Origin of the sequence: Exiguobacterium sp. s63, assembly GCF_018617335.1 — a bacterium.
Classification (GTDB): Bacteria; Bacillota; Bacilli; order Exiguobacteriales; family Exiguobacteriaceae; genus Exiguobacterium.
On the sequence record NZ_JACSKB010000001.1, the window covers coordinates 1144541 to 1160604 of the forward strand.

The 16064-nt window shown below is 48.7% G+C and carries 17 protein-coding genes; 9 read left to right on the forward strand and 8 right to left on the reverse strand.

The annotated features are described in order from the left end of the window. Positions 1-28: 28 nt before the first annotated feature. Positions 29-1978 (reverse strand): glycoside hydrolase family 3 protein, encoded by a 1950-nt coding sequence (locus KNO90_RS05735; protein ID WP_215113200.1) that lies wholly within the window; start codon positions 1976-1978, stop codon positions 29-31. 288 nt (positions 1979-2266) lie between these two features. Here KNO90_RS05735 and lipA point away from each other — a divergent pair, with 288 nt between their 5' ends. Beyond that, positions 2267-3202: a lipoyl synthase gene (gene lipA / locus KNO90_RS05740; protein ID WP_324292278.1), complete on the forward strand. Its 936-nt coding sequence runs from the start codon at positions 2267-2269 to the stop codon at positions 3200-3202. A gap of 17 nt (positions 3203-3219) precedes the next feature. Beyond that, on the forward strand, positions 3220-4050 hold the full coding sequence (locus tag KNO90_RS05745; protein WP_214742170.1) for a lipoate--protein ligase family protein: 831 nt from the start codon (positions 3220-3222) through the stop codon (positions 4048-4050). A gap of 36 nt (positions 4051-4086) precedes the next feature. Here KNO90_RS05745 and desA read toward each other — a convergent pair whose 3' ends face one another. The 4 genes from desA to KNO90_RS05765 all read right to left on the reverse strand — a co-directional run bounded on the left by desA (position 4087) and on the right by KNO90_RS05765 (position 9179). After that, entirely contained in the window at positions 4087-5100 is a 1014-nt protein-coding gene (gene desA, locus KNO90_RS05750) for a Delta(5) desaturase DesA (protein WP_214742171.1), read from the reverse strand. Between the two features lie 200 nt (positions 5101-5300). Further along, entirely contained in the window at positions 5301-6842 is a 1542-nt protein-coding gene (gene amyS, locus KNO90_RS05755; RefSeq protein WP_215113300.1) for an alpha-amylase, read from the reverse strand. A 178-nt stretch (positions 6843-7020) separates the two neighbouring features. Next, positions 7021-8148: a YfbR-like 5'-deoxynucleotidase gene (locus tag KNO90_RS05760; RefSeq protein WP_214742173.1), complete on the reverse strand. Its 1128-nt coding sequence runs from the start codon at positions 8146-8148 to the stop codon at positions 7021-7023. An 11-nt stretch (positions 8149-8159) separates the two neighbouring features. After that, entirely contained in the window at positions 8160-9179 is a 1020-nt protein-coding gene (locus KNO90_RS05765) for an ion channel (protein ID WP_215113201.1), read from the reverse strand. Positions 9180-9284: 105 nt separating this feature from the next. Between KNO90_RS05765 and KNO90_RS05770 the strand changes: the two genes are divergently transcribed. From KNO90_RS05770 to KNO90_RS05785, 4 genes are read left to right on the forward strand one after another with little or no spacing between them, the layout of a single operon-like run. Further along, positions 9285-9743, forward strand: a complete 459-nt coding sequence (locus KNO90_RS05770) for a hypothetical protein (RefSeq protein ID WP_215113202.1) — start codon at positions 9285-9287, stop codon at positions 9741-9743. After that, positions 9740-10108, forward strand: coding sequence for a hypothetical protein (locus KNO90_RS05775; protein WP_214742176.1), 369 nt, complete (start codon positions 9740-9742; stop codon positions 10106-10108). Before KNO90_RS05770 ends, KNO90_RS05775 begins: the two co-directional genes overlap by 4 nt. Continuing rightward, positions 10105-11334: a glutathionylspermidine synthase family protein gene (locus tag KNO90_RS05780; RefSeq protein ID WP_215113203.1), complete on the forward strand. Its 1230-nt coding sequence runs from the start codon at positions 10105-10107 to the stop codon at positions 11332-11334. Before KNO90_RS05775 ends, KNO90_RS05780 begins: the two co-directional genes overlap by 4 nt. Beyond that, the gene (locus KNO90_RS05785) at positions 11331-11744 is read left to right on the forward strand and encodes a DUF350 domain-containing protein (RefSeq protein WP_074035708.1); all 414 of its coding nucleotides are present in this window, start codon (positions 11331-11333) and stop codon (positions 11742-11744) included. Before KNO90_RS05780 ends, KNO90_RS05785 begins: the two co-directional genes overlap by 4 nt. Positions 11745-11813: 69 nt before the next feature. Here KNO90_RS05785 and KNO90_RS05790 read toward each other — a convergent pair whose 3' ends face one another. Both KNO90_RS05790 and KNO90_RS05795 read right to left on the reverse strand, forming a co-directional pair. Continuing rightward, positions 11814-12392, reverse strand: coding sequence for a GNAT family N-acetyltransferase (locus KNO90_RS05790; protein ID WP_214742419.1), 579 nt, complete (start codon positions 12390-12392; stop codon positions 11814-11816). A 139-nt stretch (positions 12393-12531) separates the two neighbouring features. Continuing rightward, positions 12532-13635 (reverse strand): globin domain-containing protein, encoded by a 1104-nt coding sequence (locus KNO90_RS05795; RefSeq protein WP_215113204.1) that lies wholly within the window; start codon positions 13633-13635, stop codon positions 12532-12534. A 186-nt stretch (positions 13636-13821) separates the two neighbouring features. Between KNO90_RS05795 and KNO90_RS05800 the strand changes: the two genes are divergently transcribed. After that, positions 13822-14262 carry an RrF2 family transcriptional regulator gene (locus tag KNO90_RS05800; protein ID WP_214742179.1) on the forward strand — a complete coding sequence of 147 codons (441 nt, stop codon included), beginning with the start codon at positions 13822-13824 and terminating at the stop codon, positions 14260-14262. A 21-nt stretch (positions 14263-14283) separates the two neighbouring features. On the opposite strand, the gene KNO90_RS05805 is transcribed toward KNO90_RS05800, so the two are convergent. Then, on the reverse strand, positions 14284-15216 hold the full coding sequence (locus KNO90_RS05805; protein ID WP_214742180.1) for a ring-cleaving dioxygenase: 933 nt from the start codon (positions 15214-15216) through the stop codon (positions 14284-14286). A 119-nt stretch (positions 15217-15335) separates the two neighbouring features. On the opposite strand from KNO90_RS05805, the gene KNO90_RS05810 reads away from it, so the two are divergent. Together KNO90_RS05810 and KNO90_RS05815 are read left to right on the forward strand one after the other, a co-directional pair. Next, on the forward strand, positions 15336-15545 hold the full coding sequence (locus KNO90_RS05810; protein WP_215113205.1) for a helix-turn-helix transcriptional regulator: 210 nt from the start codon (positions 15336-15338) through the stop codon (positions 15543-15545). After that, positions 15542-16009, forward strand: coding sequence for a hypothetical protein (locus KNO90_RS05815; RefSeq protein WP_214742182.1), 468 nt, complete (start codon positions 15542-15544; stop codon positions 16007-16009). Before KNO90_RS05810 ends, KNO90_RS05815 begins: the two co-directional genes overlap by 4 nt. The last annotated feature ends 55 nt before the right edge of the window (positions 16010-16064 follow it).

Here is a 16064-nt window from a genome sequence, read left to right on the forward strand (position 1 = left end):
CCCGATTTTCGGGCGAGCTCATTTTCGTTTAGCGATTCCAGTTTTTCAATCCATCACCGAACTGCGCGTAATTTTCGTCTTGGAACACACCGTCCGCAAACTTCGGTACGTCTACCGGCAACTTCCCTTGCGGCTTCACTTCGCCGAAAATGGCACGAATGCCAGCCGGCAAGTTCGGTCCGGCCGATTTCAAGTTCCCTGCTTCCGAGTCCGGTCCGTTCGGGTCGCCTTTGAACCCATAGATCAAGAGCTGCGCCGGAGCATCCGTCTGAACGGCAACATCATATGGGTTGCGCAAGCTGAGTAAGACTGACTTCTTCCCTGTATCATTGGCGTAACGGAACACCTCGGCCGGCACGTAATGATCAGCTGATGTCGGCTTCAATTTGGCGCTGTTGTTCACGTTCGAGCCGACGATGATGTAATCGGCTGCCTCGACTTTTTGCTGAAGCTCCGGATTTTGCGTTAAGTGTGGCGTTGATGCCGAATAGTTGGCCGTGATGACGTTCACGTCTTTCATATTCCCAGCGTTCTTCTCGAGTGACTTGATTGTCTTCACCATGCTGTCTGTTTGATCTTTCGCTGGCGACAAGACGAGCACCGTGTCCCCTTTTTTCGGTTTAAACGGGAGTGTCTTGAACTCATTCTTCACGAGAGTGACGGCCGCTTCCGCAATTTCACGTTCTTTCGCTTTATGCTCGGCACTTCCTACCGTCGCATTCGCTCCTGAGAGTTTTTCCTCGAGTGTAGTGGAGTCCATCGTTTCTTCCCAAATCCCACGCTCTGCCTTCAATTTTAAAATGCGTTCCACTGATTCATCGATGGTCGCTTCTGATAAGCGCCCATCGTTTACTGCTGCAATCACTTCCTCAAAGATCGCCTCGAGTTTGCTCACGTCCGCCTCTGAGCGTAAAATCGTCGGCATGAGTGCGATGTCGACGCCCGCTTCAAACGTCTTGATGACCGCCTCTGCTTCCGTGAAATTGTCTGCGATGGCTTGCATATTGAGTGCATCCGTCACGACGATTCCTTCATAGCCAAGCTCTTCACGAAGTACTCCCGTGATGACATCGTCTGATAGCGTTGCCGGTAGCGGGAACGTGCCGCGATCCGATTCGACGACCTCGTCCTCGATTTGTGGCATTCCGATATGTGCCGTCATGATCATATCGATTCCTTCCGTGATGGCGCGTTTGAACGGTAACAACTCGAGTCCGCGTAACTCGTCGAGCGACTTATCGACAACCGGTAACCCATAGTGCGAGTCGACGGCCGTATCCCCATGACCTGGGAAATGTTTCGCCGTTGCGGCAACACCTTGGTCTTGAATACCTTGTGTCATGGCTGAACCGAGTTCACCGACTAGCTCAGGGTCGCTCGAGAACGAACGGACACCGATGACCGGGTTTCCTGGATTGTTGTTGACGTCTAACACTGGTCCGAAGTTCACGTTTACCCCGAGTGCGTGCAATTCAGAACCGATGATTTCCCCTGCGTCATAGGCATATTGACGGTTGCGTGTCGCCCCAAGCGCCATATTCCCCGGTAAATTCGTTCCCGTTCCAAGACGTGTCACAATCCCACCTTCTTGGTCAATCGTGACGAATAACGGGATATCATTGCTCGTATCTTGTTTCACGACCTCCTGAAGGTCATGAACGAGTTTTGTCGTCTGTTCTGTCTCCTTCACGTTTTCCGCAAATAAAATGACGCCTCCAAGGTCAAAACGATCGATGACTCGCGCCACTTCCGGTGCAAGTGCTGTATGATTCGCTCCGTTCCATAATCGGAAGTCTGGCATAATCATCTGCCCGATTTTTTGTTCGAGTGTCATCGACTCTAGCTTCGTGCTGACGCGCTGTTCAATCGACATCGTCGGCGTCCCTTCTGCCACGACCGCGTCTGCCGCCGGAATCGAAGAGACGAGCAATGTCGTCGTCAATCCGAGTGTTGCCGTCCAATTCAGTGCCTTGTTCATGTTCCCACTCCCCTTAGTCAAATTTGGCTGACCCCTAAACAAAAAGGCATGGAGGAAGAAGCGTTGCCTCATCAACGCTCGTTCACCCCATGCCTGATCGTATCAGTTACATTTGGTCCTTATTCAGGTGGTCAACAACAGTATAGCAACTCCACTTTTTAGAAACAATTGTTCACGTGAAAGCGTAACCATTTTGAAATAATGTTTCTGTTTTGATACACGGTCAACTGTATTGGCAAAACCAATAATTTCCGTGGTTCGTTTTTGATTCGTTTTTTGGTAAACTCAATTCGATACAGGTTAACTTTCAAAAAGGGGGAAATTATTGTGGCAAGAGGGGAACTGAAGCGCAAGCCGGAATGGTTAAAAATTAAATTGAACACGAATGACACATACACCGGTCTGAAGAAAATGATGCGTGAGAAAAATCTACATACGGTATGTGAGGAAGCGAAGTGTCCGAACATCCATGAATGTTGGGCGGTACGTCGGACCGCGACTTTCATGATTCTCGGGAGCATCTGTACACGTGCTTGCCGTTTTTGTGCTGTCACGACCGGGAAGCCGAACGAGCTCGATTGGGAAGAGCCGAAACGTGTCGCCGAATCGGTTCGACTTATGAACTTGAAACACGTCGTCATCACGGCTGTCGCGCGTGACGACTTGAACGACTACGGGGCTACCGTCTTCGCCGAAACGGTTCGCGCGGTCCGTGCCATGAACCCAGAGACATCGATTGAAGTGCTCCCGTCGGACATGATGGGTGACTTCTCTGCCTTGCAGACGTTGATCGATGCGGGCCCAGACATCATGAACCATAACTTAGAGACAGTCCGCCGCCTCACACCGAGAGTCCGTGCGAAAGCAACGTATGACCGGACACTCGAGTTCTTGAAGCGTTCGAAAGAATTGAATCCGGATATCCCGACGAAATCATCGATCATGGTCGGGCTTGGTGAGACGAAAGAGGAATTGATTGAAGCGATGGATGACCTCCGCGCGCATAACGTCGATATTTTGACGCTCGGTCAATACTTGCAGCCGACGAAGAAACACCTCGAGGTCGAACGTTACTACCATCCAGATGAGTTTGCCGAGTTGAAAGAGATTGCTCTATCAAAAGGATTCTCACATTGTGAGGCAGGTCCACTCGTCCGTTCGTCATACCATGCGGATGAACAAGTACACAAGGCACGTCGCCACACGATGTTGCCAATCGACTAACAGAAAGAAGAGAGATTATGACTGGTACGACGTGGCACTTACTTAGAACTGAATCGACTTCACCGGCCGAAAATATGGCGATTGATGAAGCCATCGCCAATTGGGTCGCGAAAGGGGAACTCAAACCGACGCTTCGTTTTTATTCATGGGCACCTCATGCAATCAGCGTCGGACGTTTCCAGCGGGCGACGCGTGACTTGGATCGTGACGCCCTCGAAGCGAACAAGATTCCGGTCGTTCGTCGCTTGACGGGGGGACGGGCCGTGTTGCACGCGGACGAGTTGACGTATAGCGTCATCTTGCCAGAATCGACCCCTGCCCTTCCGACGAATATTATCGAGAGCTATCGCCTACTCACGGAAGGAGTCCGTCGCGGGTATCACGAACTTGGCGTCCCTGCTGAATTTTCGGTACCGTTGACGGAAGAGGACCGCGAAGCGCTCCGTAAACCAAAATCGGCCGTCTGCTTCGACGCTGCCTCGTACTACGAGCTTGCTGTCGACGGCAAGAAGATTGCGGGTAGCGCACAAGTGCGTCATCAAGGCGCCGTGCTTCAACATGGGTCGATCCCTCTCTCTGTCGATGATGAGGTATTATTCGACTGTTTCGCGATGAATGAGACGGAGAAACGAGAAGCCAAAGAACGCTTCAGCGAAAAAGCCGTCGCCTTAAACGACACATTAAAGCGCTTCGTCACATTCGATGAAGTGGCGGCCGCGTTCGAGACGGGCTTCAAGGACGCCTTCTCGTTGACGTTCGAACCGCTCGTCTTCACGAAAGAACAGCAAGCCGAAATCGATCTTCTCATTCAAAAGTATGAGAGTGATGAATGGGTCTGGAAACGCTAAAAAGATTGTCCCTTGTAAAAAAGGGACAATCTTTTTTTAAGCTGCGTTCGCTCGGCGCAAGAGATGGCGCACTTCCCGGAACGTGACGAACGTTTTATTGTTCGCATCATACAATTTGTAGCGTAACGATTTCAGACTTGAAAATAATCCAATCGTCGTCGCCCGCTGTAATGGTGGTGTTGATGTATGTGCCTTCTCTAAATGGTAGTTCGGCACGCGTGGACTCAAATGGTGCACGTGATGGAATCCGATATTTCCCGTCACCCATTGAAGCACTCTCGGCAACTCGTAATACGAGCTCCCTTCAATGGCTGCCTTTACGTAATCCCATTCCTGCTCATCTTCAAAATAGGAATCTTCGAACGTATGCTGAACATAGAACAACCAAATTCCGAGCACACCAGCGATGAACATCGTCGTTCCTTGTACGATCAAGAACGCTTGCCAACCAATCAGATAGATGAGCACGCTATATAGGACGACGAGAGAGATATTGATGAGATACGTGTTTTGTCGCTCTTTTTTCCGGGCGTCCTTCCGGTTGAAACGACTCGTGACGAGAATGAGCCAAAGTGGCCCGAGGCCGAACATGACGAGCGGATGACGATATAGGCGATACTTTAGACGCGTCCATTTTGATGCTTCGATATACTCCTCAATCGTCATGACCCAGATGTCTCCGACACCCCGTTTATCCAAATTCCCACTCGAGGCGTGATGAATCGCATGCTCTCGTTTCCACTTCTCGTATGGGAATAACGTCAAGACCCCTGTGATGGTTCCGACAATCGCATTCGCCTTCTTGTTCTTAAAGAATGAACCGTGCGTACAGTCATGGAAAATGATGAACATTCGCACAACGAATCCTGCCGCAATCAGCGTGAACGGCAATGTCAGGAAAATCGAGACACTTAGCAGTTGATACGCTAAAAACCATGACACGAGAAACGGTAAAATCGTATTGATCATCTGCCGCACACTGATCCGAATATCGGACTTTTCAAACGGCGAGACGTGCTTTCTTAATTGGGCAATCTTTTCTTTACTCATCACAACCTCCTTGAATTCAACAGCGTCACAACGCAAAAATATAGATAAAACCAACAACCAACGTTGTTCAATGTGAATTCATGGATCGGAAAGTCGTCCCTATCAAGAATTAACACTAGGTCATTATATCACGTATAAAACTTATGTGGTGAAAATTCAGAAAAAAGACTCGTCCCTCTTTAGAGACAAGTCTAACTGATTCATTGTTGCGTATAGATGGAAACCGACCCACCGTTGACGAAGAATTCGCCCCAGCCATCCGTATTGATTGTCACGAGACGTCCATTATTTCCAGTCATGTCTTTCCATACTTCTCCCGCGTTTTGTTTTCCAACATACATCCATTTCGATCCACCCGGTCCGTCCGACAAAATCGTCGCAAGTCCCGATTTCGCTCGATCTGCCACACCTTCACGCGTCCACCCGATGACATCTTGATGGTCGATATAGTCATGCTGGGTGCCGTAGGCGAAATCTTTACGCGCTTTCAAAATCGGTTGAAGCGACGCTGACATATTCGGGATTTCACGGTTCGTCGTCCCTTTCGTTCCATAGTAGTCACCATAGAAGAGTGCCGGATACCCTTGACCACGTGTCATGATGGTCGCGTAGGCGAGCGGCTTGAACCAATTCGCGACCGTTGACTCAAGTGACTGTCCTGGTTGCGAATCATGATTGTCAACAATCGTCACAGCGAGTGTCGGATGTTGCTCGACGACCGTGCCTTTTAGGATATTTCGCATATCATAATAACCGCCACCATTTCCTGCTGCTTGGAAATTGTAATGGAGTGGTACATCGAATACGGAATGAGTGTAGCCCGTCTTCGCCAAATAATCGTTGATAGCCCCAAGATCGTTCTTCCAATACTCGGCAACGGTGAACATCTCTTTTCCTGTCGCCTGACGGACGCTCGTCACCCACTCTTTTAAATAGGAATGGTTGATATGTTTGACCGCATCGAGTCGGAATCCATCTAGTCCTAGTGAATCCGCATACCATTTGCCCCAGTTTTTCATCTCTTGTCGTACTTCCGGATGTTCAAAGTCGATGTCCGCATACATCAAATAATCGTAGTTCCCGTTCTCACCGGACACTTCACTGTCCCACGCTTTACCGGTACTCTTAAATTTATAAATTCGACTCAAACTCCGTGACTGATCCCAATCCGTTCCATCAAAGTGATACCAACGCCACTTGAATGGAGAGTATGTATTATTCCGCCCTGCGAAATTGAAGCCGGTCCAGGCAGAAATGGCATATTCCCCTGATGTCTCTTGATTTCGATTAGAAGAATTGACTTCGACCGCTTGAACAGATTCCGTGTAATCGGCTCCGCCCTTATGGTTCATGACGACATCCCCGTACACACCAATCCCTTTCCCATGTAGGTTCGAGATGGCCGACTGCAGCTGCGCTTTTGTTCCATACTTCGTTCGCGTCGTTCCTTTTTGATTGAATTCTCCAAGGTCATACAAATCGTACGCTCCGTATCCGACATCATTTTGCGATGTTCCTTTATACGCCGGTGGAATCCAAACGGTCGAAATTCCGATGTCCTTTAAGTGCTGCGAATCGTTCGAGAGTCGGTTCCAATGTTGTCCATCGTTTGGAACATACCATTCAAAGTATTGCATCATCGTTCCGTTCTGCGGGGTCGCCGCTTGTGCGACCGGTTGCCCTGAAAGCAGTGCAATCGATGTCACTCCAGCCAGGACGGCAATCCCTTGTCGTTTCTTCAACACCCTTCATTCCTCCTCAAATAATTAATGAAAGCGCTTGCATTAATTATTGTGAAGGTTTTTGATTTTGTTGCATAGACCAACGTCAAAAAACAGTTCTCTCTCCCTAACTATTTCTCATTCGAATAGTTCAGTCGAACGAAACAAAGACGGATGGCTTGTGCCATCCGCCTAGTTATTAACTTGTGACGTAATCCAGGTCGTGCAAAATATACGCCAGGAAGAAGATCATACTTGGATTCTCATAGCGCATCTGGACTTTACGGAGCTGCTCGCGATACGTGACCTCATACTCCGCCCCGTTCATCTTGCGCTCCATGTTCATCTTGATGAGGGCATCGAGTTTGTCCATCATATCGACGAGCATTCCTTCATACGTATCGTCTTTCGAGTCGGCCATGTATCGCCGAAACGCCGACTGCATATATTCTGGCAATAGCCCAAGAAGACGTTCGCTTTCTGCCCGTTCATATGCCTCAAACGCTGCCCCCGTCTCTTGTGTCGAATGCTTCACCGGACCGAGTACATCCCCAGTCACCCCTTCGACTAAGTCGTGACAGAGAAGACGAGCGACAAGCTCGGCGACATCGACATCGACGCCGTACTTCTCACGCTCTAAGAGCCCGCTGAACATGCCGAGCGCAGCCGCTCGGAAACCGTGAATCGCATCGTTGTCGTCAATCGTGTTGAAGCGACCTTTCCAGCGACGGACACTATCCATCCGCATGACGTTCTCGATGAACCGCAACACATCGGTCTCTTCCTCGACCTGGTCAAACAGCCAACGGACCGAATCGATTGGGTGATGTCTTAGTGCGGCTTTCATTTCTTCTAGCTTGTCATCAAAATGCGGAGAGCCGTGCGCGACTTCTCGTCGCACGAATAGCATCGCATCGAATGAATCGATGCCGTCGACAATCCGCCCCTCGAACGAGTCATCTTCCGCTTCCACCACGAAGCGGTGGAAGTGAGGACGCAGCGACTGCGACAGTAACTCGACAAGACCGAGGCTCGCCGTCCGCTCCATCCGTTCGATATGACCGATCAAGGTCGGTTCTTTTTTCGTTCGGTGCATAATCGGACCCGTCTGAACTTCATTCATGTCGTGGAAAATGGCTTTCCCGAGTAAATCGAGCAAATCGACTTCACGTCCGTTCTCTTTTTCCACATACGCCGCGATCAAGCTAAAGACCGCGACACGAAAGCTATGACTCGCTGCGTTATCGTGATAATGAGGGGCATATTCGTCCCATCGTTGCACGTTTTGCATGCGTGTCATCTTTCGGATAAACGTTCCGTTGTGCATGGTCTCACTCCTTATGATAATCGTTCAAATACATCGTCATGACAGACGACATAGAGCATGTCTGTATCTTGAAGGGGAACATCTAACATCGTCGCCACATCTAGTCGGTCGTTGACGGCGATGAGTGTCACCCCTGATTCAAGTAAAGCCGTGTTCGCTTGCCGAACATTCTGCCACTCGGCTTTCGGCTTCAGTGACTGAATGTTTCCACCCGACTGTTTGCTCAACAACTGACGGAAAATCGCCGTCGTCCCCGGTTGCAACGTTGCTTTCGCCATCAAGAGCGAGACCGAGTCGTTCGCCAAAATAAAATCGTCGACCCGGACGTGCTTGAATTTTGAGATATTCCGCTCTTCGCATACCTCAACGACCGTATGTAAATCGACATGATGATCGTGCGATAGCGCTTCGACCGCCGATGCGATCAATAACGACTTCCCATCAGCGAGTAACGTTTCCGTGATGCGTGCATCCGCAAAGATGGCGATTCGTCGGGCTTTTAAGACGTTTGCCTGCATTAAAACCGCTTCATCCGAGGCATCCCCTGAGACGAAATGCACTTGGTCGTGCACGTAAGGCTCCTCCATCAACTGATCAATCAAGACGATCTCCGCTTTCGGTTCGTAATTGAGCACTTCATCGATGGCTTTCTTCGTTTTCGGGGACCACCCGATATACACGTAATGTCCTTCTCCACGATACACTAGTCTTCCCTCCCGTTTTAACCGTTGAAACGTCGCGCCGATTTCAACTAATTTTCCAATCAACGCCCCGATAATCCCAATCCCGAATAGGAATAAGAAAATCCCGAGCCATCGTCCTGCCACGGAGGACGGATAAAAATCTCCATATCCGACGGTCGTCAGCGTCGTCATCGTCCACCAGAACGAATCAAATAATGATTCGAACGTCTCCGGCTCAAACCAATAGCCGAGCACGGTCCCTAGGATAATGATACCAACCGAGGCCAGAACTACGTTCAAGAATGATAATTTCGCTAATCCTTTCCACAAACGAAATAAGATATGCACTGTTTCCCCCTCCTTCTCTCTTATATACTAAACGTATCGACGAAAAGATTCACGAAACCAATTTGATCATCATCCCGTATAAATAGAAAAAGGAAGGACTGACTTATGAATTCCATCGTCTTAGAGTATCGTCTCTATAAAAATGAATTATCGTTCGAACCACTTTACCACTACACCTCTCTCGGGTTAGACGAAGTACTGGCTCGTCGCGAGTGTGAGTTTTTTGTCAAAGACGGCATGACCTATAAACAACGATCATCCGCCTTAGAAGGTGATCAATACTTCTTGATTTACGTCGACCGGTACACAGAAGGACCGATGGACAAACACGAAACGAATGAGATTAAAGTCGAGATTCGTACACTCAATGACCGTTTTGACAACCCGTTACTCGAGGCCTATTACGTTGACCGTCACCTCGATGCGCTCGCTATGCTCGGCAGCCAATACTTGTACGTCGCCGGTAAAGAATATGAGCGGGACTCTGCAGAAACAGATGAAGATCGTGGTGTGTATGTCATCTATGTCACACCGACTGGCTATGAATTGGAGGAATCAACATGAAGACAAGTAAGAAAATTTTAAGCGGTCTCTCTGCGGCGGTATTGACGACCTCTCTTGCCGCTTGCGGAGACGACAGTTATAACGAAGCGTCACTCCCGGAAGAACCGACCGGCTATGAATGTGACGATTGGGACTGGGATGACGTGACCGAGTCGTATTATTGCGACGACGATCGGTCCCCACACTATGGTAGCTACTTCTTACTCGGTAGCCTGTTCCGCTCGAAAAGTGCACTAAAAAATTCTTCTACCTACAAATCTTACAAGTCGAACGGCGGCGCGACCGGTGCCGTATCGAACGGTTCAAATTCAGGGTCGTCAAAATCTGGACTCGGGAGCGGCTCTAAAGGTGGATTCGGCGGATGACGCGTGACGAACTCTACAGTCAAATCCCTTATTTTTGGCCCGATTTAAACGACGAAGAATATGCCCTATACGACTGTTTCGACATGCCCGCCTCGCAGGTCGACTTGATTCGAGAAGCGACCGAGGCGGTTGATTCAATTTTTCGGAAGACGAATCAGCTGTTGCGCACGCTTCCTGACGAAACGCTCCGACTACTTGGTTACCCCGAGGCGAGCCTGCCGTTCTTACGGGAGAAAACGATGCCTCAAGAGACAATCATCGGTCGTTACGACTGGATCATGAAAGACGGTCAACTCAAGTTGATGGAGTTCAATGCGGACACACCGACGTTCATTAAGGAACTGTTTGACGTAAATGGTGTGGTTGCTTCTGAGTTCGGTCTCCTCGACCCAAACAGAGACGCAACTGCTCAACTGAAAACCGAGTTGCGGAAGGCCATCGTTGCCGCATGGAAACGACTCGGTCGTGAGGGTACACCAAAAATCGTCTTCACGGCCCATGAAGACAACATCGAAGACAAATGGACGGCACGCTTCTTGCAAGAAACGCTCGATTTACCATCTGAATTCGTACCCTTGCACGCCCTACTCGTCGACGAAGACGGTGTCTACACGCCATCGGGCGAGCGAATCGACATCTTTTATCGCCAAACGTATCCGATTGAGCATCTCGTAGACGACCGGGCACCAGACGGCGACTTGATTGGCATCCGGTTACTTGAACTCAATCAACAAAAACAGGTATCGCTGCTCAACCCTCTCTCTGCGTTCCTCATGCAGTCAAAAGGTGTACAAGCGCTGATTTGGGAACTGTACGAAACGGAGACATTGTTTGATGAAGCCGAGCGCAAGATCATCGCTACGTATTTTTTACCGACTTACTTAGACGAGACACCGTTTCTCGGTGAATCGGATTATGTTAAAAAACCAGCGTTTGGACGTGAAGGGGACTCCGTCATCTTGTATACGAAAGATGGCCAACCGTTTCACCGGGAAACATTACAAACGTATGCGGAAGAAACAGCCGTGTACCAACAGTTCATTGAACTTCCGACACGGATGACGACGACCGTCAAGGGTCGTGTCGAGACACATTATATGGTCGGATGTTTCTGTTTGAATGGACACCCGTCCGCACTCGGCGTCCGCGCCGGTAGCATGATCACGAACAACCAATCTTACTACTTAGCCGTTGGCACACCTACACAAAAGGAGACGAACTCATGACATTCATCACACTCGATTCAATTTTAAGCTTCCTCGCCCATCTCGGGACGGGATTCGGCCTCATTCTCGCCGGACTCATCATCTTCGCACTGACGACCAAATATTCGGAACGTAAGTTAATCAAAGAGGGCAATATGGCCGTCGCCTTGAAACTTTGGGGGAAAGCGCTCGGACTTGCCATCGTCATCTATACAGTTTGGGCAAATAGCGTCAACTTGCTCGACGCATTCATTTGGGGACTCGTCGGGATTGTCGCTCAAGTATTGGCGTTCTGGACGTTTGAATACGTCCTCACACCAGGCGTGAACTTAGAAAAAGAAGTCGAGAACGGCAATATGGCCATCGGTTTCAGTTTGTTCGCCGCCTCACTCGTCGTCGGGATCATCGTCGCCGCGAGTTTAACGTACTAATTCAAACACCCCATGCACGCATTCGCGAAGCATGGGGTGTTCGTATTTTCCAACATACTGAACGAATGATTAAGATGATTCCTCATCGTACTTTAGATAATCTTCTTGCAACAAACCATATATCGCACAGTCTTTATATTGGTTTTTAGCATTCCGAATCATATGTCTTACTATTCCTTCTTGCACCATTCCATTTTTCTTCATGATGATACCTGAAGCAGGATTATCTAAATTATGTGCAGCTGAAATTTTATGTATGTTCATCCTTTTGAATCCAAAATCAATGACGGCTTTTAGCGCCTCGGTTCCATATCCGCGATTCCACCATGAGTATCCAATGGTATAGCCCACTTCACAGTTCTCTGTCATACTATCAAAATTGAATAAATCAATGGACCCAATCAATTGCCCCGTTGTTTTCAGTTCAATTCCCCAATAACAAAACTCTAATGAATCATATGATTCTACGACCTCGTTTACTCTACTAATTGTTTCTGAAACAGACTGATGAGCCCCCTTTATTAAATTATCCATCACTCGATCATCACTTAGCCAATGATTGAAAATGGTTTGAGCTTCGTCTTTTCTAACTTTTCTTAGAAGAAGTCGATTGGTTTCGATTGCAACCGTTCCCTTGTAATCAATCATTTCTTCACCTGTCCCCATCCATTCTAGTTTGAGTATAAGTTTCTTTCATATGTCGATGTATTCCTGCTGTCCATAGAAAAATGGTTCAGACATTCACTTGAACGATGTCCGAACCACATTCTACTTTTATAATATTTTTTTATACACCACTGGCTAATGTAGCAGACGGTCCGAAAAATTCATATCGTGCCTGAGGCATCACACGTACAACCGTCTCCATCATCGCATTTGGTCCGCACGTGTAGACGTCATGTCCTTCGACACCAAGTGCCTCGAGTTGCATCGCACTCATACAACCCGATACGTCATCCACGTGTGTGATCAAGTGAAGCCCTTCCTCCACGAGTTCATCAAGTTCATCTCCAAGCGGACGAAGATCCATACTCCGAACTGCGTGCAATAACGTGACAGAACGTCCTTGTTCGAGTGCCGTCTTCGCCATGTTGAAGAGGGGCGTGATCCCGATTCCTCCCGCGATGAGTGTGAGCGGACGATCTGATGCTTCAAGGATGAACTCACCCGCGGGTGCACTCACCGGGATTTCTGTACCGACCGTCTGTTCATGAAGCCAGTTCGAGACGAGACCTTCCGCTTTCGGTGCAATCCAGTACCCGTTTTCTGTCGTCTCGATGACGCTATATTGGCGGTGATGTAGGATATCCTCTCCCGCAATTCGTGCTTGAACCGAGATGTATTGTCCCGGGACGGCTGTACCGACGACTCCGTCTTTTGCGACGAGACGGAATCGCTTCACTTCAGATGTATCTTCTATGATTTCTTCGATGACAAACGGTTTGAATCCGGCCCACGGTGCATCATCATACATCTGTTTCTCGAGTGAGATGAAGACGTCTGCAATCACGCCATACGCTTTCGCCCATGCGTCGATGATGTCTGGTGTTGCCGCTTCTCCGAGGACGTCTTGAATCGCTCCGAGTAAGTTTTCACCGACGATCGGATAATGCTCTGGCCGGATATTCAAACTCTTATGTTTATGGAGTGCCGGTTGAATGGCAGGAAGAATCGCTTCGAGCCGGTCGATATGAAGGGCAGCCGCATAGACCGCGTTCGCGAGTGCTTCTGGCTGGCGTCCTCGCTTTTGGTTCGTATGGTTGAAGAAGTGACGTACTTCTGGATTTTGTTCGAACATTCGTTGATAGAAATGCTTCGTGATTGTCACACCATGTTCTTTCAAAACAGGCGCCGTCGCTTTTACAATCTCAATCGTTTGTTGATCTAACATGTGAATTTCCCCCTTTTGTTCAGTACACGTTCATTATGTGAGTCAAGTCACTTTAAAGCAATATATTAAATACTTGTTTAAAGTTGATTTCACGTTTCCGACTTATTTTCGCCATCATCCTTTCACATTTGTCCGAATCGCACTTTTTTGAATTGTCTTGTACAATGAAACAAGAGGTGATGATGGATGAGACTCACGCAAACGTGTGACTACGCACTACGGACGTTGATGTATAGCGCTACGTTTTCACATCGGCTCGTCACGATTCAAGAAGTGGCGGATCAATATGACATCTCCAAAAATCATGTCATGAAGGTCGTATACGAACTCGGAAAACATGGCTACTTGGAATCGGTGCGCGGTCGAGGTGGCGGCTTTCGACTCGCACGACCGATGGATGATATCAATGTGGGAGAAGTCGTTCGGACGATGGAACCGTTCGAACTCGTGGAGTGCTTCGGGGAAGGTCGCTGCGTGATTGCACCGGCCTGTGATTTACGAGGCGTTTTGAATGAGGCCATGCTGGCGTTTCTTCATGTGCTTGACCGTTACACGATTGCCGATCTCGTTGCCAATCGAACGAACGAACTCGCCATGTTATTAGGCGTACAAAACCCGACGGACTGAAATGGCCGTCGGGTTTTTCGGTTATAAAGGCTTTAGTTTCGCTTCGATTTCTGCTCGTCTCGCCTCTAGAAACGGCGGCAATGCCAAGCGTTCTCCGAGCGTTTCAACCGATTCATCCGTCGCGAACCCCGGTTCATTTGTCGCCAGTTCCACTAAGATCCCACTCGGTTCGCGGAAGTAGATCGACTGAAAATAGTAGCGGTCAATGAGACCAGAGTGGCTGATCCCATGTGCGTCAAGCTTCTCAATCCATTTCGTCATATCGTCTGATTCTTTCACTCGAATCGCCACATGATGCACACTCCCCCGTCCTGGTCGTTCCGATGGCAAATCCGAACGATCAACGAGATGAATCTCTGTCGCCACGCCACCTTCTCCCGTCTCAAAAACACGTACATCGTGACCATCCCGTTCAAACGTCGTCACATATCGATAACCGAGTATTTCAGTCAGCACCCGTGCCGTCTTCTCAATCCGTCGTACCGTCCATTCACTAAATCCGAGACCGAAGATGCCGACATCCGTCGGAACAGGACCATTCTTCCAAGGTGTCCCGCTCCCCCCTTCCACAAGACAGAGGCGTTGACCCTCATGATCCTCAAACGACAACGTCGCCCGTCCGAGAACTGATTTGACTTCCCCATATGCCACATCAAACGCGTCGAAACGCTCTTGCCAATACGCGAGTGCCCCGTCCGGCACTCTTAGGGATGTGCGAGAAATACTGTTCGACCCTCGATACGTTTGTCCGAGAAACGGTAGCTCAAAGAACGTCAAATCGGTTCCGGGCGTCCCCGTCTCGTCTGCATAAAACAAGTGATACATCGACGGGTCATCCTGGTTGACTGTCTTTTTGACGAGTCGCATCCCTAGTACTTCCGTATAAAATCGTAAGTTCTTCTTTGCGTCACCCGTCATCGCTGACACGTGATGTTGTCCTCCAATCATTTTCATCCGCTATCTCCCCTTTCGACTATACCGTTATTGTAGCACCTCCTAAAAAGTAAAATCCACTTTACATTATGTAAAGTTTGTTTTACAATAGTGGTAGAAACTAGAAATGAGGTGGCAATATGCCATTGGTCAATCGTGTGAAAGAGCTGCGTGCCCGGCACCAGTTAACCCAAGGCGACCTGGCCGAAAAGGTCGGTGTGACGAGACAGACGATCATCTCGCTCGAGAAAGGAAGTTATACGCCGTCGCTTATGTTAGCGTTGCAAATCGCGCGAGTGTTCGAGGAACCGGTCGAGTCTATATTCACAATCGAGGAGGAATCACAATGAAACACGTCGTCGTTCAATCTATTTCAAGCATCATTCTGTATGTCCTAATGGCTTTTCTGTTCAGTTCGTTTTTATCTGATGTGTCAAAGACCGTCATCGAGTCTGACCGCTTCTCAGTTGAATTCAATCTGCTTCCTTTACTTTTACTCGTTGTTTTTGGCATTGTTTGGACAGTCTACTCGTTTAACACACGCCCGAATAAGCAGGTAAGCTTCGCTCAATGGTCCGTCCGCATGACTGAATTCAGTGAAGTCGATGAACGTGAGCAAATCATCACTGCGAAAGCGACAAAAGCTGCCTACGTCTCGTTCGGCATCTCTGTTCCAATCCTTATGGGTTCGTTCATGTTTTATCCGTTGTTTGAAGACGTTCTTCCCGCCTATCCGATCTATGCACTCGCTTCTACGCTCATCATCGCGACACTTGTCTATATGGCGACTTGGATTCGCGGCTATCGGCATTAAGGAATTCATCACGAATTCCTTTTTATATTCCCGATTTAGAATATTCTAAATCGGG